16 protein-coding genes are annotated in these 18,935 nt (G+C 67.9%); 9 read left to right on the top strand and 7 right to left on the bottom strand.

Features of this window, described 5'->3' with window-relative positions:
• Window positions 1-192 precede the first annotated feature (192 nt).
• Window positions 193-690 carry a DUF6415 family natural product biosynthesis protein gene (locus GA0115233_RS14820; protein ID WP_255310194.1) on the bottom strand — a complete coding sequence of 166 codons (498 nt, stop codon included), beginning with the start codon at window positions 688-690 and terminating at the stop codon, window positions 193-195.
• A 189-nt stretch (window positions 691-879) separates the two neighbouring features.
• Between GA0115233_RS14820 and GA0115233_RS14825 the strand changes: the two genes are divergently transcribed.
• Window positions 880-2,268, top strand: a complete 1,389-nt coding sequence (locus GA0115233_RS14825) for a Tat pathway signal protein (protein ID WP_176711782.1) — start codon at window positions 880-882, stop codon at window positions 2,266-2,268.
• 72 nt (window positions 2,269-2,340) lie between these two features.
• Window positions 2,341-2,838, top strand: a complete 498-nt coding sequence (locus tag GA0115233_RS14830; protein ID WP_093720709.1) for an SAM-dependent methyltransferase — start codon at window positions 2,341-2,343, stop codon at window positions 2,836-2,838.
• A gap of 280 nt (window positions 2,839-3,118) precedes the next feature.
• Here GA0115233_RS14830 and GA0115233_RS14835 read toward each other — a convergent pair whose 3' ends face one another.
• Window positions 3,119-3,460, bottom strand: coding sequence for an ATP-binding protein (locus tag GA0115233_RS14835; RefSeq protein WP_255310195.1), 342 nt, complete (start codon window positions 3,458-3,460; stop codon window positions 3,119-3,121).
• 278 nt (window positions 3,461-3,738) lie between these two features.
• On the opposite strand from GA0115233_RS14835, the gene GA0115233_RS14840 reads away from it, so the two are divergent.
• Both GA0115233_RS14840 and GA0115233_RS14845 read left to right on the top strand, forming a co-directional pair.
• Complete coding sequence (locus GA0115233_RS14840; RefSeq protein ID WP_093720668.1) at window positions 3,739-5,142, top strand: helix-turn-helix domain-containing protein; 1,404 nt, start codon at window positions 3,739-3,741, stop codon at window positions 5,140-5,142.
• On the top strand, window positions 5,139-6,020 hold the full coding sequence (locus tag GA0115233_RS14845) for an aminoglycoside phosphotransferase family protein (RefSeq protein WP_093720669.1): 882 nt from the start codon (window positions 5,139-5,141) through the stop codon (window positions 6,018-6,020). The genes GA0115233_RS14840 and GA0115233_RS14845 overlap by 4 nt, the downstream gene beginning before the upstream one ends.
• Window positions 6,021-6,322: 302 nt before the next feature.
• On the opposite strand, the gene GA0115233_RS14850 is transcribed toward GA0115233_RS14845, so the two are convergent.
• The gene (locus GA0115233_RS14850) at window positions 6,323-6,841 is read right to left on the bottom strand and encodes a hypothetical protein (protein ID WP_093720670.1); all 519 of its coding nucleotides are present in this window, start codon (window positions 6,839-6,841) and stop codon (window positions 6,323-6,325) included.
• Window positions 6,842-7,000: 159 nt separating this feature from the next.
• Here GA0115233_RS14850 and GA0115233_RS14855 point away from each other — a divergent pair, with 159 nt between their 5' ends.
• From GA0115233_RS14855 to GA0115233_RS14865, 3 genes are all read left to right on the top strand, one after another.
• Window positions 7,001-7,306 carry a hypothetical protein gene (locus GA0115233_RS14855; protein WP_093720671.1) on the top strand — a complete coding sequence of 102 codons (306 nt, stop codon included), beginning with the start codon at window positions 7,001-7,003 and terminating at the stop codon, window positions 7,304-7,306.
• A 1,864-nt stretch (window positions 7,307-9,170) separates the two neighbouring features.
• A complete protein-coding gene (locus GA0115233_RS14860; RefSeq protein ID WP_176711783.1) occupies window positions 9,171-9,476 on the top strand; it encodes a helix-turn-helix transcriptional regulator in 306 nt (101 codons plus the stop codon).
• Window positions 9,477-9,606: 130 nt separating this feature from the next.
• A complete protein-coding gene (locus GA0115233_RS14865; protein WP_369691368.1) occupies window positions 9,607-10,779 on the top strand; it encodes a tyrosine-type recombinase/integrase in 1,173 nt (390 codons plus the stop codon).
• Between the two features lie 144 nt (window positions 10,780-10,923).
• Here GA0115233_RS14865 and GA0115233_RS14870 read toward each other — a convergent pair whose 3' ends face one another.
• Complete coding sequence (locus tag GA0115233_RS14870; protein WP_093720674.1) at window positions 10,924-12,453, bottom strand: helix-turn-helix domain-containing protein; 1,530 nt, start codon at window positions 12,451-12,453, stop codon at window positions 10,924-10,926.
• A 140-nt stretch (window positions 12,454-12,593) separates the two neighbouring features.
• Window positions 12,594-13,214: a DUF6985 domain-containing protein gene (locus GA0115233_RS14875; RefSeq protein ID WP_093720675.1), complete on the bottom strand. Its 621-nt coding sequence runs from the start codon at window positions 13,212-13,214 to the stop codon at window positions 12,594-12,596.
• A gap of 226 nt (window positions 13,215-13,440) precedes the next feature.
• On the opposite strand from GA0115233_RS14875, the gene acnA reads away from it, so the two are divergent.
• A complete protein-coding gene (acnA, locus tag GA0115233_RS14880; protein ID WP_093720676.1) occupies window positions 13,441-16,158 on the top strand; it encodes an aconitate hydratase AcnA in 2,718 nt (905 codons plus the stop codon).
• 61 nt (window positions 16,159-16,219) lie between these two features.
• Here the strand turns inward: acnA and GA0115233_RS14885 are convergent, their stop codons facing one another.
• Both GA0115233_RS14885 and GA0115233_RS14890 read right to left on the bottom strand, forming a co-directional pair.
• Complete coding sequence (locus GA0115233_RS14885) at window positions 16,220-16,903, bottom strand: hypothetical protein (RefSeq protein ID WP_093720677.1); 684 nt, start codon at window positions 16,901-16,903, stop codon at window positions 16,220-16,222.
• Window positions 16,904-16,931: 28 nt separating this feature from the next.
• A complete protein-coding gene (locus tag GA0115233_RS14890; protein ID WP_093720678.1) occupies window positions 16,932-17,546 on the bottom strand; it encodes a Uma2 family endonuclease in 615 nt (204 codons plus the stop codon).
• Window positions 17,547-17,798: 252 nt separating this feature from the next.
• Between GA0115233_RS14890 and GA0115233_RS14895 the strand changes: the two genes are divergently transcribed.
• On the top strand, window positions 17,799-18,893 hold the full coding sequence (locus tag GA0115233_RS14895; RefSeq protein ID WP_176711784.1) for a lytic polysaccharide monooxygenase auxiliary activity family 9 protein: 1,095 nt from the start codon (window positions 17,799-17,801) through the stop codon (window positions 18,891-18,893).
• Window positions 18,894-18,935 lie beyond the last annotated feature (42 nt).

Raw genomic sequence — 18,935 nt, forward strand, 5'->3', positions numbered from 1 at the left:
TATCGGGGCCGCCGCAGCGGCCGGGAACGGTGGGAAGAGGAGAGGCCGGTGGTTACCGGAGTGAGGAAGGGGCGTTCCGGGGTGGCGGCAAGTCCTCGTCGACCCCTGCAGGGCCGGCCGCGCCCTCGCCGTGAAGAACCAGCCAGGCCATCGGCCCGAGGACCAGCCCTATGACGATGGCCCCGGTCACCGTCATGTCCGCGGTACCGAAGCGGCGAAGACCAGACAGGCCAGGGCGACGGCGAAGACCGCCCCGCGCAGCGCGTTGATCTGCGGCTTCCGCCAGCGCCGCCCGCGTTTCGATCGGATCGGTCCGGGACCGCCCCGTTCCACGTGTGCCATCAGCTCCCGGGTGGCTTCGGCGAGCTTGACCAAGTACACCCGGCTCGGCATGTAGCCCTCGGGAATGCTTTCGGAGCAGAGCCGTTGCGCTCGCACCAGGACGGGGCTGCCCACAGCGGTCCGTGCTCCCAACTGCGCGACATGACCGCGCAGAAGCCGAACGAGGTCCTCTACATCGGCAGCGTTCTCAGGCAGAGGTGAATCCTCGCCCAGCACGAGCGTTACCGTCTCCGACGCGGCAACCACGTGATCGCGCTCTGGCACCAGCACCACGGTGGCGGACTCTCGCCGCCCGCGCCCGCCTCCGAGCTGGCTGTCGCCTCGGCGAGGGTCCAGCGAAAGGCGCATGACACAACTCCTGTTCGGATCAAGCCAAAGTGAGCCCAAGTCACCAAGTAGCACCGACGACTGGCGTGCGAAGTGAGTGATCTGGTCGCTACGTTGAGCGAACCGTGAATTACGGCCGAGCGGTATGCCCACACCGCCCGCAGGGCCGTCAAAGGCGTCAAAGATCATTTCGGAACCGAGGGGCAGTCCATGGCCCGTGAACGTAACGTCGCCCTCGCCGCACTTCTGCGCGAAGCAGGCTGGTCTCAGGCACAAGCAGCCGCCGCGGTGGCCCGCGTGGCCGCTGAGAGTGGCGTGCGCGAACTCGACGCGATCTCTCGCTCGCACATCGCCATGTGGGTCCAGGGCACAAAGCCCAGCGGCAGAGCACCGCATATCCTGCGCGAGACGCTGTCCCGCAGACTCGGCCGCCGCCTCTCCCTGGCCGATCTCGGGCTGGAAGAAGAGCCGACAGGCACGACCGACAGCGGTTCCGACTGGAGCCTCGACCCTCTGACCGCACTGGCCGAGCTGGGAAGCGACGATCTCGACATGCACCGACGCAAGCTGCTGGCCACCGCCGCCTACTCCGCGGCCGGCCTTGCCCTGCCCACTACCTCGTGGTGGGCAGCCGCCCCCGCTGCAGCGGCGAACCGCCGACCGGCCTCCTCGCGCTCGGTGACCCAGGCGGACATCGACGACGTCCGCGACCTCACGGTCTACTACTCCGCGCGCGACCAGCAGCGAGGCGGCGCATCCGGCCGCAAGGCCCTCGCCAGCCACCTGCTCGACAGTGCGGTACCGCTGCTCGACGGCCGATTCCGCACAGATCAGCTCCGCCGCGACACGTACTCCGCCGTGGCGGAGATGACCTACCTCGCCGGTTGGATGGCCTTCGACGCCAGCGAACACCGCACTGCCCAGCGCTACCTCACCATTGCCGCCCGCATCGCGGCGGAAGCCGGAGACGGACCGCTCGGTGGTCACGTCCTGCGCGCCCTCGCCCACCAGGCCGTGGACCTCGGGCATCCACGCCGGGCACTGGCCCTGGCCGACGCCTCGATGTCCCGCGACCGCTACGGCCAGGCCAGCCATCGTGAAAAGGCGCTGCTGGCGATCGTCCATGCACGCGCCCTCGCGTCCGACGGCGAACGGGCCGGCACCCTCGCGGCCATTAGCCGCGCGGAGCGGGACCTCGCCCGCGCCGACGCCACCGAGGCACCGGCCCGCGTCGGCTTCTTCCAGGAAGCCTCCCTCGCCCACGAGACGGCCTGCGCCCTGCGCGACATGGGCCAGCCTCGGGACGCGGAGATCCACTTCAAGCGCAGCGTGGCCACGCGCCGACGCCAGCAGTTCGCCCGTACCCACAGCGTGACGCTCGGCTACCTCGGCGCGGTGCAGGTCCAACGGGGAAGCCTCGACGAGGCATGCGCCACCTGGAACGAAGCACTGGACGCCATGACGGGCGTCCACTCCGGCCGGGCGCGTGACGTCATCGTCCGCATCCAGAGCGACCTCTCGCCCGTCCGGCAACGCGGAGGCCGCAACGTCACCGAACTGGACCGCCGGGCCCGCAGCATGCTGCGGGCCATAGGCTGATCGCGACACGAACGTTCGATGCCCGGCGACAGCCCGCAGACCAGTATCTCGCAAGGAGAGGAGCCGATACCGGTGACGACGTACGAGGTCGGATCGATCGCAACGGTCGTCGGCGGCCACACCTACGTTCAGGACGACTACCAGGGCGGGGTCCAGTCGGTGATCCGAGTCAACGAGGCATACCCCCTGGAAACGCTGCAAGGTATCGACGAGTTCTCCCACCTGACGGTGACGTGGCGCTTCCACCTGGCGCATCCCGAGGACGTCCAGCTCCACGCCCGTAGCCCCAGGGGCAACGCGCAGTGGCCGGCGACCGGAACGTTCGTCCATCGAAACCATCGGCGCCCAAACCAGTTGGCTGTCAGCTACCCGAGGCTGTTGGGTGTGGACGGCCGCGACCTTCTGGTGACCGATCTCGACGCAGTCGACGGGACGCCAGTGGTTGACCTGGCCCCCTACTTCCAGGAGATGGGGCCCCGAGGCTCCGTCCGCCAGCCGACCTGGCCGGGCGAGATGCTCGTCGACTACTGGCGCGACGCAGCGGAGCGCCCGGGGCCAGGCTTGCCGTAACTCCTCGACGCTGGAGTCCCTGCAGGCATACATCAAGCCCTGCCCGCGGGGATACGGGAGGTAGACCAGGAAGTATGAGCGTCCTCGCTAACGTCTCCCTCCCGAAAGAGGTTGCGTGCGAGGGCAGGGCCCCAACCCGAAGCCGCTTTCGATGTTTCCGAACTCAGCGTCGCTGGCGATGAACCGCCGTCGGCCTTTGCGTCGGCCCTGGGGAACGGCGGCGATTGCCGGCACATGGTGGTGGTCCCTTCGGGTTTCGTGAGAGGCAGGGAAACCGCGACTAAGCGGAGTGCAGGATCGTGGCCCAAACGTCTTTGCCGTGAGCAGTAGACGAGCAGCCGTATCTGTCGCTGAGCTTCTTGATCAGCATCAGGCCGCGACCGCCCTCGTCGTTGTCGCCAGTCGAGACGGGGGCTGGGAGCCAGGGGTGCGGGTCACTGACGCACAGGAAGACCCCGTCGGGGGTGCGGGTGAGGACGACCTTCACTGGAACCGAGGACTCATCCTCCTTGCGGGCGTGCTGGAAGGCATTCGTCAGTAGTTCGGACGCGGTGAGAGTGACCCGCCAGTCGAGTTCGGTCAGGCCCCACAGATGTAGGCACGCACTGACGAGGTCACGCACGCCCGAGACGGCAGCGGCTGTCAGAGCGACGTCGATTTCGCATGCTCCGGAACTCGTCCGGACCGCAGCGCTTGTGCCTTCCGTAGCAGGCTGCTGAGCCTCCATCAGGTGTGCCTTCACGGGGAGTCCCTCGTTCGACGAAATCTCTCCAACCGGCGCCGGATGCGGTGTGTACTGGGGTGGCGGCCGTGAGCAACCATTGAGCCAGGCCGACAGAACTGCGTGTAGATCTTGATTCGGAAACCTCGATCTTCCGTTTCGCGAGCGAGGAACAGCCCATGCCAAGACCCGAGAAGCAGTTGACCCCAGACGCGTCTCCGCGTGACTGGTTCGGTCATGAACTGCGGACCTGGCGCAAGAAGCGCGGCCCTCTCACGCACGCCGAGTTGGGTGCGAAAGTGCAGGTCAGCGGTTCACTCATTGAGAAGATCGAGAAGGGGACTGCTACCTGCTCGAAGGACTTGGCTGAGCGCTTGGACGAGGTCCTGCAGACGGGCGGAGTCCTCACCCGGGCGTGGGGGATGGTGTTCGGGCAAACGGAAAAACCCCGCCCCGAAACGGAAAGTGCACCCCCTGGCAGGGCGGAGACGTCGGTTCAGATCCATGAAGGCCGCATCCTGGGCAGAGGTAGTACAACACCTCCAAGCGGGAGCCTTGCCTCTGTGGACCGTCGCGCCTTCCTCGCCACGAGCGGCCTTGCCGCCATCGCCCCCATAGACCTCGTCCAGCTCGTGACCCCAGCCGCCCCCCGGGAGATCCCGACTCAGATCCGCCCGCGCGAGATCAGGCAGCTGAAGTCGCTGGCCGATGTCATCCATCGCCAAGACAACGAGTACGGAGGCGGCGGCGCGGTGCGAGAACTCGCCCGCGGTGCCATCATGTGGGGCGCCTCCCTGCTGCCGGTGCCCTGCCCCGAGCCCCTGCGGCCTGAACTCCTAGCCTCTGTAGCCCGGCTAGGGATCGTCGTCGGCGCCTCGCAGTTCGACGCGTACGCCCACGACGATGCCCGAGTCAGCTTCCGGCTAGCCGCTGAGTGCGCGGAAGAAGCCGGGGAGTGGCACCTGCGCGCCAAGACGTACTCGTTCATGGCCCGGCAGGAAATCTGGGTGGGAGATCCGGATACTGGCCTAACCCACGCAGAGAAGGGTCTGGTGCGCTCCGACCGACTCACCGCGACCGAGCGTGCCATGCTGCACACCGCACGCGCCCGCGCCTTCGGCAAGATGCGCGACGTAGCCAACACCCTGCGCGCGGTCGGAGAAGCCGACGCCGCGTTCGAACAGTCCGACCCGGCACAGGATCCGCCGTGGATGGCCTACTACGACTACGCCCAGCACCACGGCGACACCGCCCACGCGCTGTTCGATCTCGCGGTCCACGCGAACCAGGACCCCGGGCAGGCGGCCCGCCGCTTCGAAATCGCGGTGAAAGGCCACGGCAACGCCTTCGCCCGCTCGCGCGCCATCTCCGAGACAAAACTCGCTTCCCTGGTCATGGCCAAGGGCGACGATCCGCGGCACGCGGTCGTGCTCGGCCACCGAGCACTGGACGACGTCGGCAAGCTGACCTCCTGCCGGGCCGCCGATGACCTGCGGGAACTCGCCCGGTTCGCAGGCCGTCACCGGCAGCTCCCCGAGGCCAGCGACCTGCGCGAACGCATCGCGGCTACGGTGCAGGCGTGACCACTTCGCCCACGCCCACCCAAGCCGTACTTGAGGAGGCGTGCCTCGCCGCCGGCCTCGACGCGACCAACGCCCAACCGATACGGATCGCCGAGAACGCCATATGGCGTCTGCCCGGGGGGGTGGTGGTGCGCATCGCTCGGCCCGGCCAGTCCGCCGCCGCAACGCGCGAGGTTCAGGTCGCCCGCTGGCTGGCCGCCCAGGGCGTGCCCGCCGTACGCGCCCTTGACCTGCGGCAGCCGGTAGCAGCCAGCGGGCACCCGGTGACCTTCTGGCTAGAGCTGCCGCCACATGAAATCGGAACCGTCACCGACGTCGTCGTGCTCCTCAAGCAACTGCACGCCCTGCCAAAACCAGACTTGCCACTGGGTGAGCTAGACCCGTTCGTCCGGTTGGTTGAGCGTATCGACGCAGCGAGCACAATTTCTGACGATGACCGGCAGTGGCTGAACGGCCGGCTTGAAGATCTCAAGCAGCAATGGGCTTCGAGGCCGGAGGGCCTTCCCGAGTGCGTAGTCCACGGGGATGCATGGGTCGGCAACGTGGCGCGCACGGAGGCCGGCCCGTTGTTGATGGACTTCGAGCGCGCTTCGTTTGGCCCGCCGGAGTGGGATCTCGTGTCGACCGCGGTGAAGCTCACGACGACCGGTGCGGTGTCTGCAGAGGAGTACGCCGCGTTCTGCGAGACCTACGGCGTTGACGTCACGGAGTGGGAAGGGTATGAGCTCCTCGCTGGTGCACGCGAGTTGCGTATGGCGACGTACGCCGCGCAGCACGCTGCCAGCCGGCCGGAGTGGAGGCGCGAGGCGCAATACCGCATTGACTGCTTGCGCGGCCGGGCCGGGGCACCGCCGTGGCGATGGAAGGGGATCATGTAGCCAACGACCGGCCTCACTAACGGAATTATGCGACGGGTGAATACGGCGATTCGAAGCGCATGCCTGGTATTGGTCGGGGCTGGGCACCATCACCAGAGCCCCTTGAACACCCTCTGTCGTTGAATAGCGGAGAGGGTGGCCCGGTACCGGCTGAAAGGGCCACGTGGAGGGGACCACCCGCGTCACGGCGGTAAAGGAAGACCAGCTAGTGCAGCGTAACCTCAGTATCTGCTGGCCACGCCCAGTGACCCACGGTGCGCAATGACCCGGCCAACCTCACACGTTGCCGGGCCGGATGAAACCTACGCCTTATCTCCGAGGTCGTCCTGGTCGTCGTCGATGTCCTCGATAAGTCTGGGGCCGCGACCGTCGTTCTCATACACACGGCGCTCCCAGGCGGCGCGGAAGGCAGGCAGGTGCTCCTCATCGAGGTAGTAGCCAGCCGTCTTCGACCAACCCTTCTGCGGGTCCGGCGTCGTCGGGCGCACCGGGTTCGGGATGTCCGGAGACCACCAACCCTCCTTCGCGCCCCGCTTGATGGCCTTCGTCAGAGCAGCTGACGGCCCGCGAAGCGAGTTCTGCCCCCACTTCTCGCGATAGGCGTAGGCGTCCAGCCAGCCGTCTCCCTGCACCAGCTGGCTCATGAACAGCTGTACGCGGGTGTTGGTGTGGCGCAGCAGCCGGTATGCGCGGTCGGCCGTCCATACGGTGTCCGGCGCTTCTTGCGTGGCGACCGTTACGCCCTCGGCTCCGGCGAACATCGCCAGCACCTCGCGGGCAAAGTCCTCGGTCGCGTCCTGCACGTGGATGGTCAGGTCCATCCGCCCCCCTCAGAGAAACAACCACAGAATGGTCTCGGTTCGACCTGACTGACAGGCTGGCACATGGCGCCATGTCAGACAATGTCGATTCTAAGGTTATTCAAGCTCAATCATCCCGGATCCGACGTCGAACGCACCGTCAGGCAGCCACAGAGCCGTATGTCTGGTCTGAGTCGTTCGGTTCGCTCCAGGAGCAGACCGACGCCGAAGCCCGCGCCCGGCGAGCGGACCGCGTCCGTCGGCGCCGCGCATCCGGGCAAGCAGTACGACAGCGGCCGGGCGCTGACGGCGCCGCGGTCAGCGGGCGCGGTTCCACCACTCGGCGGCACTCAGCACCAGTACCTTCTGCTCCAGAGCCTCGGCCGCCGTGCCGCTCTTGACGCGCATGCGGAGAACCAAGCCGAGTACTACGCCGAGCACGACGCCGAGTGCGAGGCCGAGATGCGGTCCGCCATGGACTACTGAAGGCACCGCGGCGGCGGCCGCGCGCCGTCTGGGAGGATGTGAGGTCCTCAGCAGCTGGTGTCCGGGGCGGCTCCGCGACGGGCGACTGCCCAGGGTCTCGCAGCGCATCCGGGTCCTCGTCCTCGAAGAGGCGAAACACCTCGATGCGGCTCCACTCGTCGGACAGCCGGTACTGGTAGTAGATCGGCACGGGCAGAGCGTCGTTCGTGCCGGTGCGGATCCAGTGGCTCGCCAGGATGGCACCTGCCTCCAGGTAACCGAGAGCCAGGTCGAGATCGTCCTCGTGGGCACCTCCGAGGACAGCGATGCTGTTCCACTCTGACCGGCGCGGAGGCAGCCGGGTCATATCAAGCGCGTCATCCCCCGCGGCGTCCACGTCATCCACAAGCGCGTCGTCCATGGGAGCCATGGTGGTGGTCCGGGCACCCGACACGCCCCGCATTTTCGACTCCTGTGTACTTCCCGCAGGGCTCGAACCGCAAGTTCGGCCGGCGCCGCGCTGGCAAGCGCTCCGACCAGGGGGCCGCCGCTTCGGAGCCCTCAGCATGCTTCGCGTCGACGAGGAGACCGCGTAACACTACTGGCCGGGCCACCGCGTCGCCGCCCGCCATCTGCGGCAAGTCGGCAGGCACCCTAGGTCCTCGTGGTCCTGGCCCACTCCGAGAAGCAGGACGCCGGTCATGTCCTTGATTTCCGCGGCTGAGTGGCCCGCTGCGCCGAGGTTGGTCGGTACGCAGGCCCGGAGGCCGTGCGCGGTGACCTCATAGGCGACAAGTGAGCCAGGGACCGCGGAGCTTGACCGCGTGTCACGTAAGGAGAGGGATAACCGAGACCCTGCCCGCCGTGTCGGCCGACACCGACGTCGTCGACGCCGAGCTGGACTACAACGACCCACCGAACCTCCCAGGCGTCCCGGTCGACACCAAACAGCTCACTCCCGAGGCCAACGAGGTGATGGCCAAATCCCGCTGCGCCAGAACCCGCCGCACCTACACCGAGCGCTGGAGGACATTCGCCTACGGCAGACAAGAAAGATCACAGAAGCACTGGATAAGTGCGCGAGGGCATGTCAACGTACAACGTCCCGCAAAAATCCAGGCCAGGCGGTGCCATTGCTCGGCTGCGATCACTTCTCCGAAACCACTCGGATGGGCGTCGCGAGGTTGGCCCGCTGGCATGGCTCCACCTTGGGAGGCCCGTCTGTCTGAGTCTGCTATCCGATGCGCTCGCTTCACTTCCCCGGTGCTCTTTGCCCTCGGCGGCCTGAACGCCTGGATCGGCCGAAAGGCCGGTGACTACCCTGCGGTCTCCACGGGACTCTGTCTCTCCGTCTGCGCGGCCGGCCTTTTCGGTGAAGACCTCCTACAGCGAGGCTACCGCGACGATCGTGTCGTCCTCGCGCACGTGGCACGGCATCCGGGTGCAACAACACGGCAAGCGTGCCCTCGGGGCTCGCGAGCGCCGCGTCACGGTGAATCTCGACCGGCTCGCGGACGGCGGTCTGCTAACGGTCGCCTCGGACGGCGCGCCCGTAGCCGCGCATTCGTACGCACTTCCCTCTGCCGGCGGGGAAGCCAGGTAGGCGTTGGGCGCGTGACGCGGCGGGCAACATAGCCGACGATCGCCGGTTAGCCAAACCGGCGATCGTCGCGAACATGAAGGTGTTCGCTTTCGGCTGCGCTTGGCGGTGGAGTCGTGGCGGACGCGGGCGGCTTCGCGTTGCAAGAGGAGGCGCGGGGCAGCTCTGCTGCGGCGTATTGCCGTAGGCAGCGTGTGCCGCGCAGGTGGCCGTCCTGGCGCACTGCGCGAGGCGATGCTGCCGCGCCCCTGCCGCTCCTCGCTCTCCCCGCAAGGAAACCCTGCCATGCACCGATCGGCGATACCGCCTGCCCCTGCAACTTCCGCCGTAGCCGTACGTACGGCCTTTCTGACCGTGAAAGACGCCGCCGATTACCTCGGCCTCTCACCTCACACCCTCTACGTCTGGCGCCATCGTCGGCAGGGACCCCCGAGCTTCCGCATGGGCCCTCGTGGTCGCGTCATGTACCGGGTGGAAGCCCTCGACGCCTGGGTCCGCGAGCAGGAGCAGGCTGACTCCCGCTCCAACCCGGCCCTCAACCCGCTTAGTGCCCGGCCGCAGGAGCGTTCCGCCCGCATTACCGCTGCCTGACTGCTCCCAAGCGCCGTAGAACGCCGTCGGCGCCCCCATTGCAAAGGAGTTTCAACTGGCTGGCTACATAGAAGACCGATGGCTGAAGAAGCGCCCGAATCCGAAAACCGGCAAACGCGATCGCACCGCCATGTACGGCAAGTGCACCCGCTACCGCGTCAAGGGCATTCCCGGCGTCAAGGACCGTTCCTTCGACGCCCTCCAGGACGCTAAAACATGGCTCGCCCAGGCCCAGACCGATGCACGCCGAGGCGAGTTCGTCGATCCCCGCGATGGGGCCATCTCCCTTAAGGACTACATCGCAACGCATTGGTGGCCAACGCAGAGCGGTGACCCGTCCACGATCGAGCGGATCGAGCAGAGGGTCCGGCGGCACATCGTCCCCCACCTGGGTACTCAGCCGCTCAACGCCATCGGGACGGAAGTCCTGCGCCACTGGAAAAAGCGGTTGGAGAAGGACCTCGGTCCGACCTCGATCCGTCTTGTCTGGGCAACGCTCTCCAGCGTCCTCCAGGCTGCCGTCGAGGACCGTCGCCTCGGGCGTAACCCATGTCGGTCCAGCACGGTCGGTCCTCCGGCCGCGACCCCCGGCAGGGTTGACGCGTGGCTGCCTGAACGGGTGCTGGCCGTACGGGAGGCTCTGCCGGACCGCTACCGGCTCCTCCTTGTGATTGGAGCGGGTCTCGGGCTCCGCCAAGGGGAGGCGCTCGGGCTCGCAGCAGATGACATCGACTTCGAGAAGGGAGTCGTGCACGTCCGGCGGCAGGTCAAGATGGTGCGAACGAAGCTGTGTTTCGCGCTCCCCAAGGGGCGCAAGGTCCGCGATGTGCCGCTGCCGTCCAGCGTGGCCCGGGCCATCCGGCAGCACATGGAGCAGTTCGCGCCGGTGCCGGTGACGCTGCCCTGGGACGACCCGACTCCGGCCGAGACGCCGGTGGAGGCCAAGCACCGGCGGCCGAGGACCTATGACCTCTTGGTGACGGGACGCGAGCGGAAGGCCATCAACCGGAACTACTTCAACTCCTACGTGTGGAAGCCCGCTCTGGCAACGGCGGGCGTGATCGCCCCGCTGGACGAGGGCAGCACCGACGGTGCTCGCGTGTGGGAGCCGTCCCGGGAGCACGGCTTCCACGCCCTCCGCCACTTCTACGCCTCCGAAGAACTGGAGGCTGGCGAATCGATAGTCTCCCTGGCGCGCTGGCTGGGGCACTCCGACCCTGGGTTCACGCTGCGGAAGTACTCCCACTTCTTGCCCCGAGCCGGCGCACGGGGCAGTGCCGCCATCGACGCGATCTTCGCGTAGCCGCGGCTGGTCGGCAGAGCCCGTGGAGCGGTGGCTCATAGCCCGCCGCAAGCCCAAAGTCCCAGAGAAATCCCAGAGATGCCGCCGCACCCCTCCCTGACCTGCTAAGTAGCAGGTCAGACGGGGTGCGGCGGCATCCTCACGTCAAATGTCCCGGAAGATCTCGATCTGCGCCCCGATCGAGTTGAGCCGCTCCGCGAGATCCTCGTAACCCCGGTTGATGACGTACACGTTGCGGAGCACTGACGTGCCCTCCGCCGCCATCATCGCCAGGAGGACGACCACCGCCGGGCGAAGGGCCGGTGGGCACATCATTTCGGCGGCGCGCCAGCGGGTGGGGCCCTCGACCAGGACGCGGTGGGGGTCCAGGAGCTGGAGGCGGCCGCCGAGGCGGTTGAGGTCGGTCAGGTAGATGGCGCGGTTGTCGTAGACCCAGTCGTGGATCAGAGTCTTGCCGGAGGCGACGGCCGCGATCGCCGCGAAGAACGGCACGTTGTCGATGTTCAGGCCCGGGAACGGCATGGGGTGGATCTTGTCGATCGGCGCCTCCAGCTTGGAGGGCCGGACCGTGAGGTCCACCAGGCGGGTACGGCCGTTGTCGGCGACGTACTCGGGCGTGCGGTCGTGGTCGAGGCCCATCTCCTCCAGGACCGCCAGCTCGATCTCCAGGAACTCGATGGGCACCCGGCGCACGGTCAGTTCGGACTCCGTCACCACCGCCGCCGCCAGCAGGCTCATCGCCTCCACCGGGTCCTCGGAGGGGGAGTAGTCAACGTCCACGTCGATGGTGGGGACGCCGTGCACGGTGAGCGTGGTCGTGCCGATGCCCTCGACCTTCACGCCCAGCGCCTCCAGGAAGAAGCACAGGTCCTGGACCATGTAGTTGGAGGAGGCGTTGCGGATGACCGTCACGCCGTCGTGGCGGGCGGCGGCCAGGAGGGCGTTCTCGGTCACGGTGTCGCCGCGCTCGGTCAGCACGATCGGGCGGTCCGGGGAGATCGAGCGGTCCACCTGGGCGTGGTACAGGCCCTCGGTCGCCGCGATGTCCAGACCGAACCGGCGCAGCGCGATCATGTGCGGCTCGATGGTGCGCGTACCGAGGTCGCAACCGCCCGCGTAGGGCAGCTTGAAGGCGTCCATACGGTGCAGCAGCGGGCCCAGGAACATGATGATGGAGCGGGTCCGGACGGCGGCCTCGGCGTCGATGGCGGCCATGTCCAGCTCGGCCGGCGGCACCAGTTCCAGGTCGACGCCGTCGTTGATCCAGCGGGTGCGCACACCGATGGACTGCAGGACCTCCAGCAGCCGGTAGACCTCCTCGATCCGCGCCACCCGGCGCAGCACCGTGCGCCCCTTGTTGAGCAGGGAGGCGCACAGCAGGGCCACGCACGCGTTCTTGCTGGTCTTCACATCGATGGCGCCGGAGAGACGACGGCCGCCCACCACCCGGAGATGCATCGGACCCGCGTAACCCAGGGACACGATCTCGCTGTCCAGGGCCTCACCGATTCGGGCGATCATCTCAAGGCTGATGTTCTGGTTGCCGCGCTCGATCCGGTTGACGGCGCTCTGAGAGGTGCCGAGCGCCTCGGCCAGCTGCGTCTGTGTCCAGCCCCGGTGTTGCCGGGCGTCACGGATGAGCTTTCCGATACGTACGAGGTAGTCGTCTGCCATGGGGTTGAGGCTATCTCAGATATGAGATGGCGCCTCCCGTGGGGGCCGTTCGGGTGAAGGGGTGTCAAAGTCGCCTGGTGGTACGGGAGGCGGCCATGGGGCAGCTCCGGGAAAATCGCCTGATGACCGTTTACGTCCAACTATGTCGACTTGGCGTACTGGGGGCCGTAGACGAACGCTGGGTCGAACGTGATCGACATCACCGGTTCGGCCGAGTCCACCGGCACCTCCGGTCCCACGCGGTACCGGTGCCGCCTCGCCTCCCCGGTCTCCGGCGGCGACCGCACCTCCAGCACCCCGGGCTCCGGGCAGTGCCAGGTCAGGAGTTGCGCATCCTCCATGAAGGCGTTCGTCACGCTCGCCCAGCCTGTGCCGTCGGCGCGGAGTTCGAAGTCGGAGCACTCCATCACGCCGTAGTCGAAGGGCACGGTGCTCCAGTGGCCGAGGAGGCTCTCGTCGAGGCCCGTGCGCGGGTCCCGGGCGTCGCGCTCGGCGAGATCCGTCCTGGCCGCGAGGTCGGCGGTGCCCACGGCGACCACGCGCGTGCCGTGCAGGAGGACGCCGACGCCGTGCTCCGGGTTCCGGAGGCAGTCCAGGGCGATGCCGGTGTAGGGCACGCCCTCGCGGGTGACTCGAAGCTCGTGGACCGCTCTGACGGTGGCCAGGTCCTCCGCCTGCTCCTTCTCTTCAGGGTCGAGCATCGCGTAGTGCGCCTGGAGCGAACGCCAGAGACTGTGGGGCAGTGGGGTGGTGTGCTTCATGAGTACAGGAGCACACCATGGCGTGCCGGGCAGCGGCAAGCAGGGCCGGGCATGACCATCCGGCCCCCATGTACTAGAGTTATCTCGACATCGAGATATCTGCCGAGGCGTACCGCAGCCGCCACCTAGTAAGGGTTACCTAACTTAGCCTGACCTTAGCGGATCGGCCAAGTCGCCGTGGCGGCAGGATGCGGTGGGAACGCGCACATCAAAGAAGGAGACTGTCGTGTCGGCGAACAGCTTCGACGCCCGCAGCACGCTGCAGGTGGGCGACGAGTCGTACGAGATCTTCCGGCTGGACAAGGTGGAAGGCTCGGCCCGCCTTCCGTACAGCCTCAAGGTCCTGCTGGAGAACCTGCTCCGCACGGAGGACGGCGCGAACATCACCGCCGACCACATCCGCGCGCTCGGCGGCTGGGACTCGCAGGCCCAGCCCTCCCAGGAGATCCAGTTCACGCCCGCCCGCGTGATCATGCAGGACTTCACCGGCGTCCCCTGTGTCGTGGACCTCGCCACCATGCGTGAGGCCGTCAAGGAGCTCGGCGGCGACCCGGCGAAGATCAACCCGCTGGCCCCGGCCGAGCTGGTCATCGACCACTCCGTCATCGCCGACAAGTTCGGCACCAACGACGCGTTCGCGCAGAACGTCGAGCTGGAGTACGGCCGCAACAAGGAGCGCTACCAGTTCCTGCGCTGGGGCCAGACCGCGTTCGACGAGTTCAAGGTCGTCCCGCCGGGCACCGGCATCGTCCACCAGGTGAACATCGAGCACCTGGCCCGTACGGTCATGGTCCGGGGCGGCCAGGCCTACCCCGACACCCTGGTCGGCACCGACTCGCACACCACCATGGTCAACGGCCTCGGCGTCCTCGGCTGGGGCGTCGGCGGTATCGAGGCCGAGGCCGCGATGCTCGGCCAGCCGGTCTCGATGCTCATCCCGCGCGTCGTCGGCTTCAAGCTCACCGGTGAGCTGCAGCCCGGCACCACCGCCACCGACCTGGTGCTGACCATCACCGAGATGCTCCGCAAGCACGGTGTCGTCGGCAAGTTCGTCGAGTTCTACGGCGAGGGCGTCGCCGCCACCTCGCTGGCCAACCGCGCCACCATCGGCAACATGTCGCCGGAGTTCGGCTCCACCGCCGCGATCTTCCCGATCGACGACGAGACCCTGAACTACCTCAAGCTCACCGGCCGCTCCGAGCAGCAGGTCGCGCTCGTCGAGGCGTACGCCAAAGAGCAGGGCCTGTGGCTGGACCCGAAGGCCGAGCCGGACTTCTCCGAGAAGCTTGAGCTGGACCTCTCCACCGTCGTCCCGTCGATCGCCGGCCCGAAGCGCCCGCAGGACCGTATCGTCCTCGCCAACGCCGCCGAGCAGTTCAAGCAGGACGTCCGCAACTACGTGGACGACGTGGACGAGGCGGGCAAGGAGTCCTTCCCGGCCTCCGACGCCCCGGCCGTCTCCCCGAACGGCGCCCCGTCCAACCCGGTCACCGTGACCGCCCCCGACGGCTCGACGTACGAGATCGACCACGGTGCCGTGACGGTCGCCGCCATCACCTCCTGCACCAACACCTCCAACCCGTACGTCATGGTCGCCGCCGCGCTCGTGGCGAAGAAGGCCGTGGAGAAGGGCCTGACCCGCAAGCCGTGGGTCAAGACCACCCTCGCCCCGGGTTCGAAGGTCGTCACCGACTACTTCGACAAGGCGGGCCTGACCCCGTACCTGGACAAGGTCGGCTTCAACCTGGTCGGTTACGGCTGCACCACCTGCATCGGCAACTCCGGCCCGCTGCCGGAGGAGGTCTCCAAGGCGGTCAACGACCACGACCTCGCGGTCACTTCGGTCCTCTCCGGCAACCGGAACTTCGAGGGCCGGATCAACCCCGACGTCAAGATGAACTACCTGGCCTCCCCGCCGCTGGTCGTCGCGTACGCCATCGCGGGCTCCATGAAGGTGGACATCACCAAGGACGCGCTGGGCACCGACCAGGACGGCAACCCGGTCTACCTGAAGGACATCTGGCCCTCCGAGGCCGAGGTCAACGACGTCGTGGCGAACGCCATCGGCGAGGACATGTTCAACAAGTCCTACCAGGACGTCTTCGCGGGCGACGCCCAGTGGCAGGCGCTGCCGATCCCGACCGGCAACACCTTCGAGTGGGACGCCGAGTCCACCTACGTCCGCAAGCCCCCGTACTTCGAGGGCATGGGCATGGACCCGGAGCCGGTCTCGGACATCTCCGGCGCCCGTGTGCTGGCCAAGCTGGGCGACTCGGTCACCACCGACCACATCTCCCCGGCCGGCGCCATCAAGGCCGACACCCCGGCCGGCCAGTACCTCACCGAGCACGGTGTGGCGCGTCGTGACTTCAACAGCTACGGCTCCCGCCGCGGCAACCACGAGGTCATGATCCGCGGTACGTTCGCCAACATCCGCCTGCGCAACCAGATCGCGCCGGGCACCGAGGGCGGCTACACCCGCGACTTCACCCAGGACGGCGGTCCGGTGTCGTTCATCTACGACGCCTCCCGCAACTACATCGAGCAGGGCATCCCGCTCGTCGTCCTGGCGGGCAAGGAGTACGGCTCCGGCTCGTCCCGCGACTGGGCCGCCAAGGGCACCGCGCTGCTCGGCGTCAAGGCCGTCATCGCCGAGTCCTACGAGCGCATCCACCGCTCCAACCTGATCGGCATGGGCGTGCTGCCCCTGCAGTTCCCGGAGGGCGCCTCGGCCGAGTCCCTCGGTCTGACCGGCGAGGAGACCTTCTCCATCACCGGCGTCGAGGAGCTGAACAACGGCACCACGCCGCGCACGGTGAAGGTCACCACCGACACGGGCGTCGAGTTCGACGCGGTCGTCCGCATCGACACCCCCGGTGAGGCCGACTACTACCGCAACGGCGGCATCATGCAGTACGTGCTGCGCAGCCTGATCCGCAAGTAAGCGGTACGGCACGGCACTTGAGGGCCGCATCCCCGTTCACCGGGGGTGCGGCCCTCCGCCGTCACCCGCCCGCCCACGGCCCGGGAACGGCCTCGCGTACGGCGTCCAGGGCCTCGGGCGTCCGCCCCCGCACGTCGATCCACGCGCCGCCACCGGCGACCCGGACGAGCGCGTCGGGCCCGCTGAACCACCGGAAGTCCTGGCCCACGGCAGGCAGTTCGTCGTACAGCCGCTCCAACTCGGGGACGGCGTCCGGGCTTTCCGCGTGATCCGAGAGTCCGTCCTCCAGCATTAGCACCTCGGACATGACCATCGCCAGCAGGGCCACGGACAGACTGGGCTCGTGCGGCTCCCACCGCGCCACCGGCGAGGTGTCCGGCCGCCGCACGGTAGCGGGATCGGCGTCGCCGAGATCCGCCACCGGTACACCCCAGCAGGCGCGGTCCTGGTTCGCCACCCGGTACACGAGCGTGCCGTCGGCGACGTACAGCTCCTCGGGCGCAAGGAACGTGTCGTGATTGCCGGTCAGATCCCGCCGCCGCCCGAACAGTACGTACGCCTCGCACAGCGCCGCGGGCAGCCCCACCCCCAACCGTCGCCCCGCCGCGCCGACTTCCTCCACCCCGAACCCGTCCCCGGCGCGCAGGGGCCGCCCCCAGTAGGCCGCGAACTCCCGAACGAACCGCCAGGCCACCCCCCGATCCCGAGGCGCTTCGGCCAGGGCCCGCTGCATATCGAAGGTCATGCCCGTACGGTACGCGTCCGGCGCGCGGTCAGAAGCCGAGTACGGCGTCCAGGTCGACCTCCACGGGGAAGGGGAGTTCGGTGACGAGCTTGCCGTGGTGCACCGGGTGCATGGGAGCGGGGATGTAGGACTGGGTGTCGGCGTTCAGCCAGTACTCGTGCACGGCGAGTGTCCTGTCGCGTTCGAGCTCCGCGCGCCAGTAGCAGGCGACCTTGCTCGCGGCGAAGAGAGCGGGCTTGCGTACGCGGTCGTCCTGGCGGGAGCCGGGGGAGACGACCTCCACGACAAGGGCGACCTTCCGTACGGGGACACACTCGACCTCGAAGAAGTCCAACTGCCGAGGGTCAAAGACGATCACGTCGGGCTTGGGGGTGTTCTGGTCGTCGACCATGACACACTGCTCGGCCACTACTTCGTACGGCGCGGATCGCGCCGCGTCCAGGGCGGCGGCCAGCCTGTCCCGAACCCGGTTGTGCCAGAACTTGGTCTGTCCCCGAACCACGATCCGCCCATCCACGAGTTCCCAGTCGAAGGGCAGCTCCAAGTGCTTGACCTGGTCGAAGGTCCAGCCGTCGGCCGGGGGAAACATCCAGGTGTCCTCGGTGGCCCGTCCGTGCTGGGGTGTGGTCATCACTGCTCCCATGGCCGCCAGTGTGGATGCCGATACGCGGCGTGATCGTACGTACGAAGGTACCGCCACTCGATCCGGCGAGCCATGAACACACCCTTGACGCCCCTGCGCCGGCCGTTTACAACCGCCCCCCGGCGCGCTACTTTCCGATTCAAGTGAGGTGGGAGCGCTCCCACTATTGGTGGACCGGAACCCGCCCGGGGTGCTCCCGCCTCACCCGCATCCCGTGGCACCCGTACCCCGAGGGAAGGGAACTGAAATGTCATGATCCTGACAAAACCGCCCGCGCCCGACAGGCCCCCGCGACGATTAGCGCTCGCCCTCCGTGCCCATGCCCTCTTCCTGGTCCTCGTCTCGCTGCTCGCCACCGTCCCCGCGATCGCGCTCGTCGTGTCGGCCGGGGTGGAGGCGGAGGCGCACGGGACGCCGATGAAGCCGGGCAGCCGTACCTTCCTGTGCTGGCAGGACGGGCTGACCGACGCCGGGGAGATCAAGCCGGTCAACCCGGCCTGCAAGGCGGCTCAGCAGGTCAGCGGGACGACCCCGTTCTACAACTGGTTCTCCGTGCTGCGCTCCGACGGCGCCGGCCGCACCCGTGGCTTCGTGCCGGACGGCGAGCTGTGCAGCGGCGGCAACACCAACTTCACCGGCTTCAACCAGCCCCGCGACGACTGGCCGCTGACCCATCTCACCTCGGGCGCGACCGTCGACTTCTCCTACAACGCCTGGGCCGCGCACCCGGGTTGGTTCTACGTGTACATCACCAAGGACGGCTTCGATCCGACCTGGCCGCTCACCTGGGACGACATCGAGGAGCAGCCGTTCCTGAGCGTGGACCACCCGCCGCTGAACGGCTCCCCGGGCACCGTCGAGGCCAACTACTCCTGGACCGGACAGCTCCCGGCGAACAAGTCCGGCCGCCACATCATCTACATGGTCTGGCAGCGCTCGGACAGCGCCGAGACGTTCTACTCCTGCTCCGACATCGTCTTCGACGGCGGCAACGGCGAGGTCACCGGCATCAAGGAGCCCGGCAACCCGACCGAGCCGGTCCCGGGCACCTGTACCGCCACCCGCAGGACCACCGGCAGTTGGAGCGGCGGCTACCAGTCCGAGGTGACCGTGACCAACTCCGGCGACGTCCCCATGCTCGGCTGGATGGTCGACTGGACCCTCCCGAGCGGCCAGACGGTCGACAGCCTCTGGAACGGCACCCCGACCTACAACGGCCAGTCCGTGATGGTTCACAACGCCGACTGGAACGGCTCGCTCGACCCGGGCGAGAGCACCACCTTCGGCTACGTCGTCACAGGGGACGGGGGTGATACGGCCGCCGAGCTGCCCTGCCGGGTCGGCTGAGAGACGCCTCGCAGAGATCGGTCAGGGGATGGAAACTTGCGG

It is taken from the genome of Streptomyces sp. DI166 (genome assembly GCF_900091315.1).
Classification (GTDB): Bacteria; Actinomycetota; Actinomycetes; order Streptomycetales; family Streptomycetaceae; genus Streptomyces; species Streptomyces fuscus.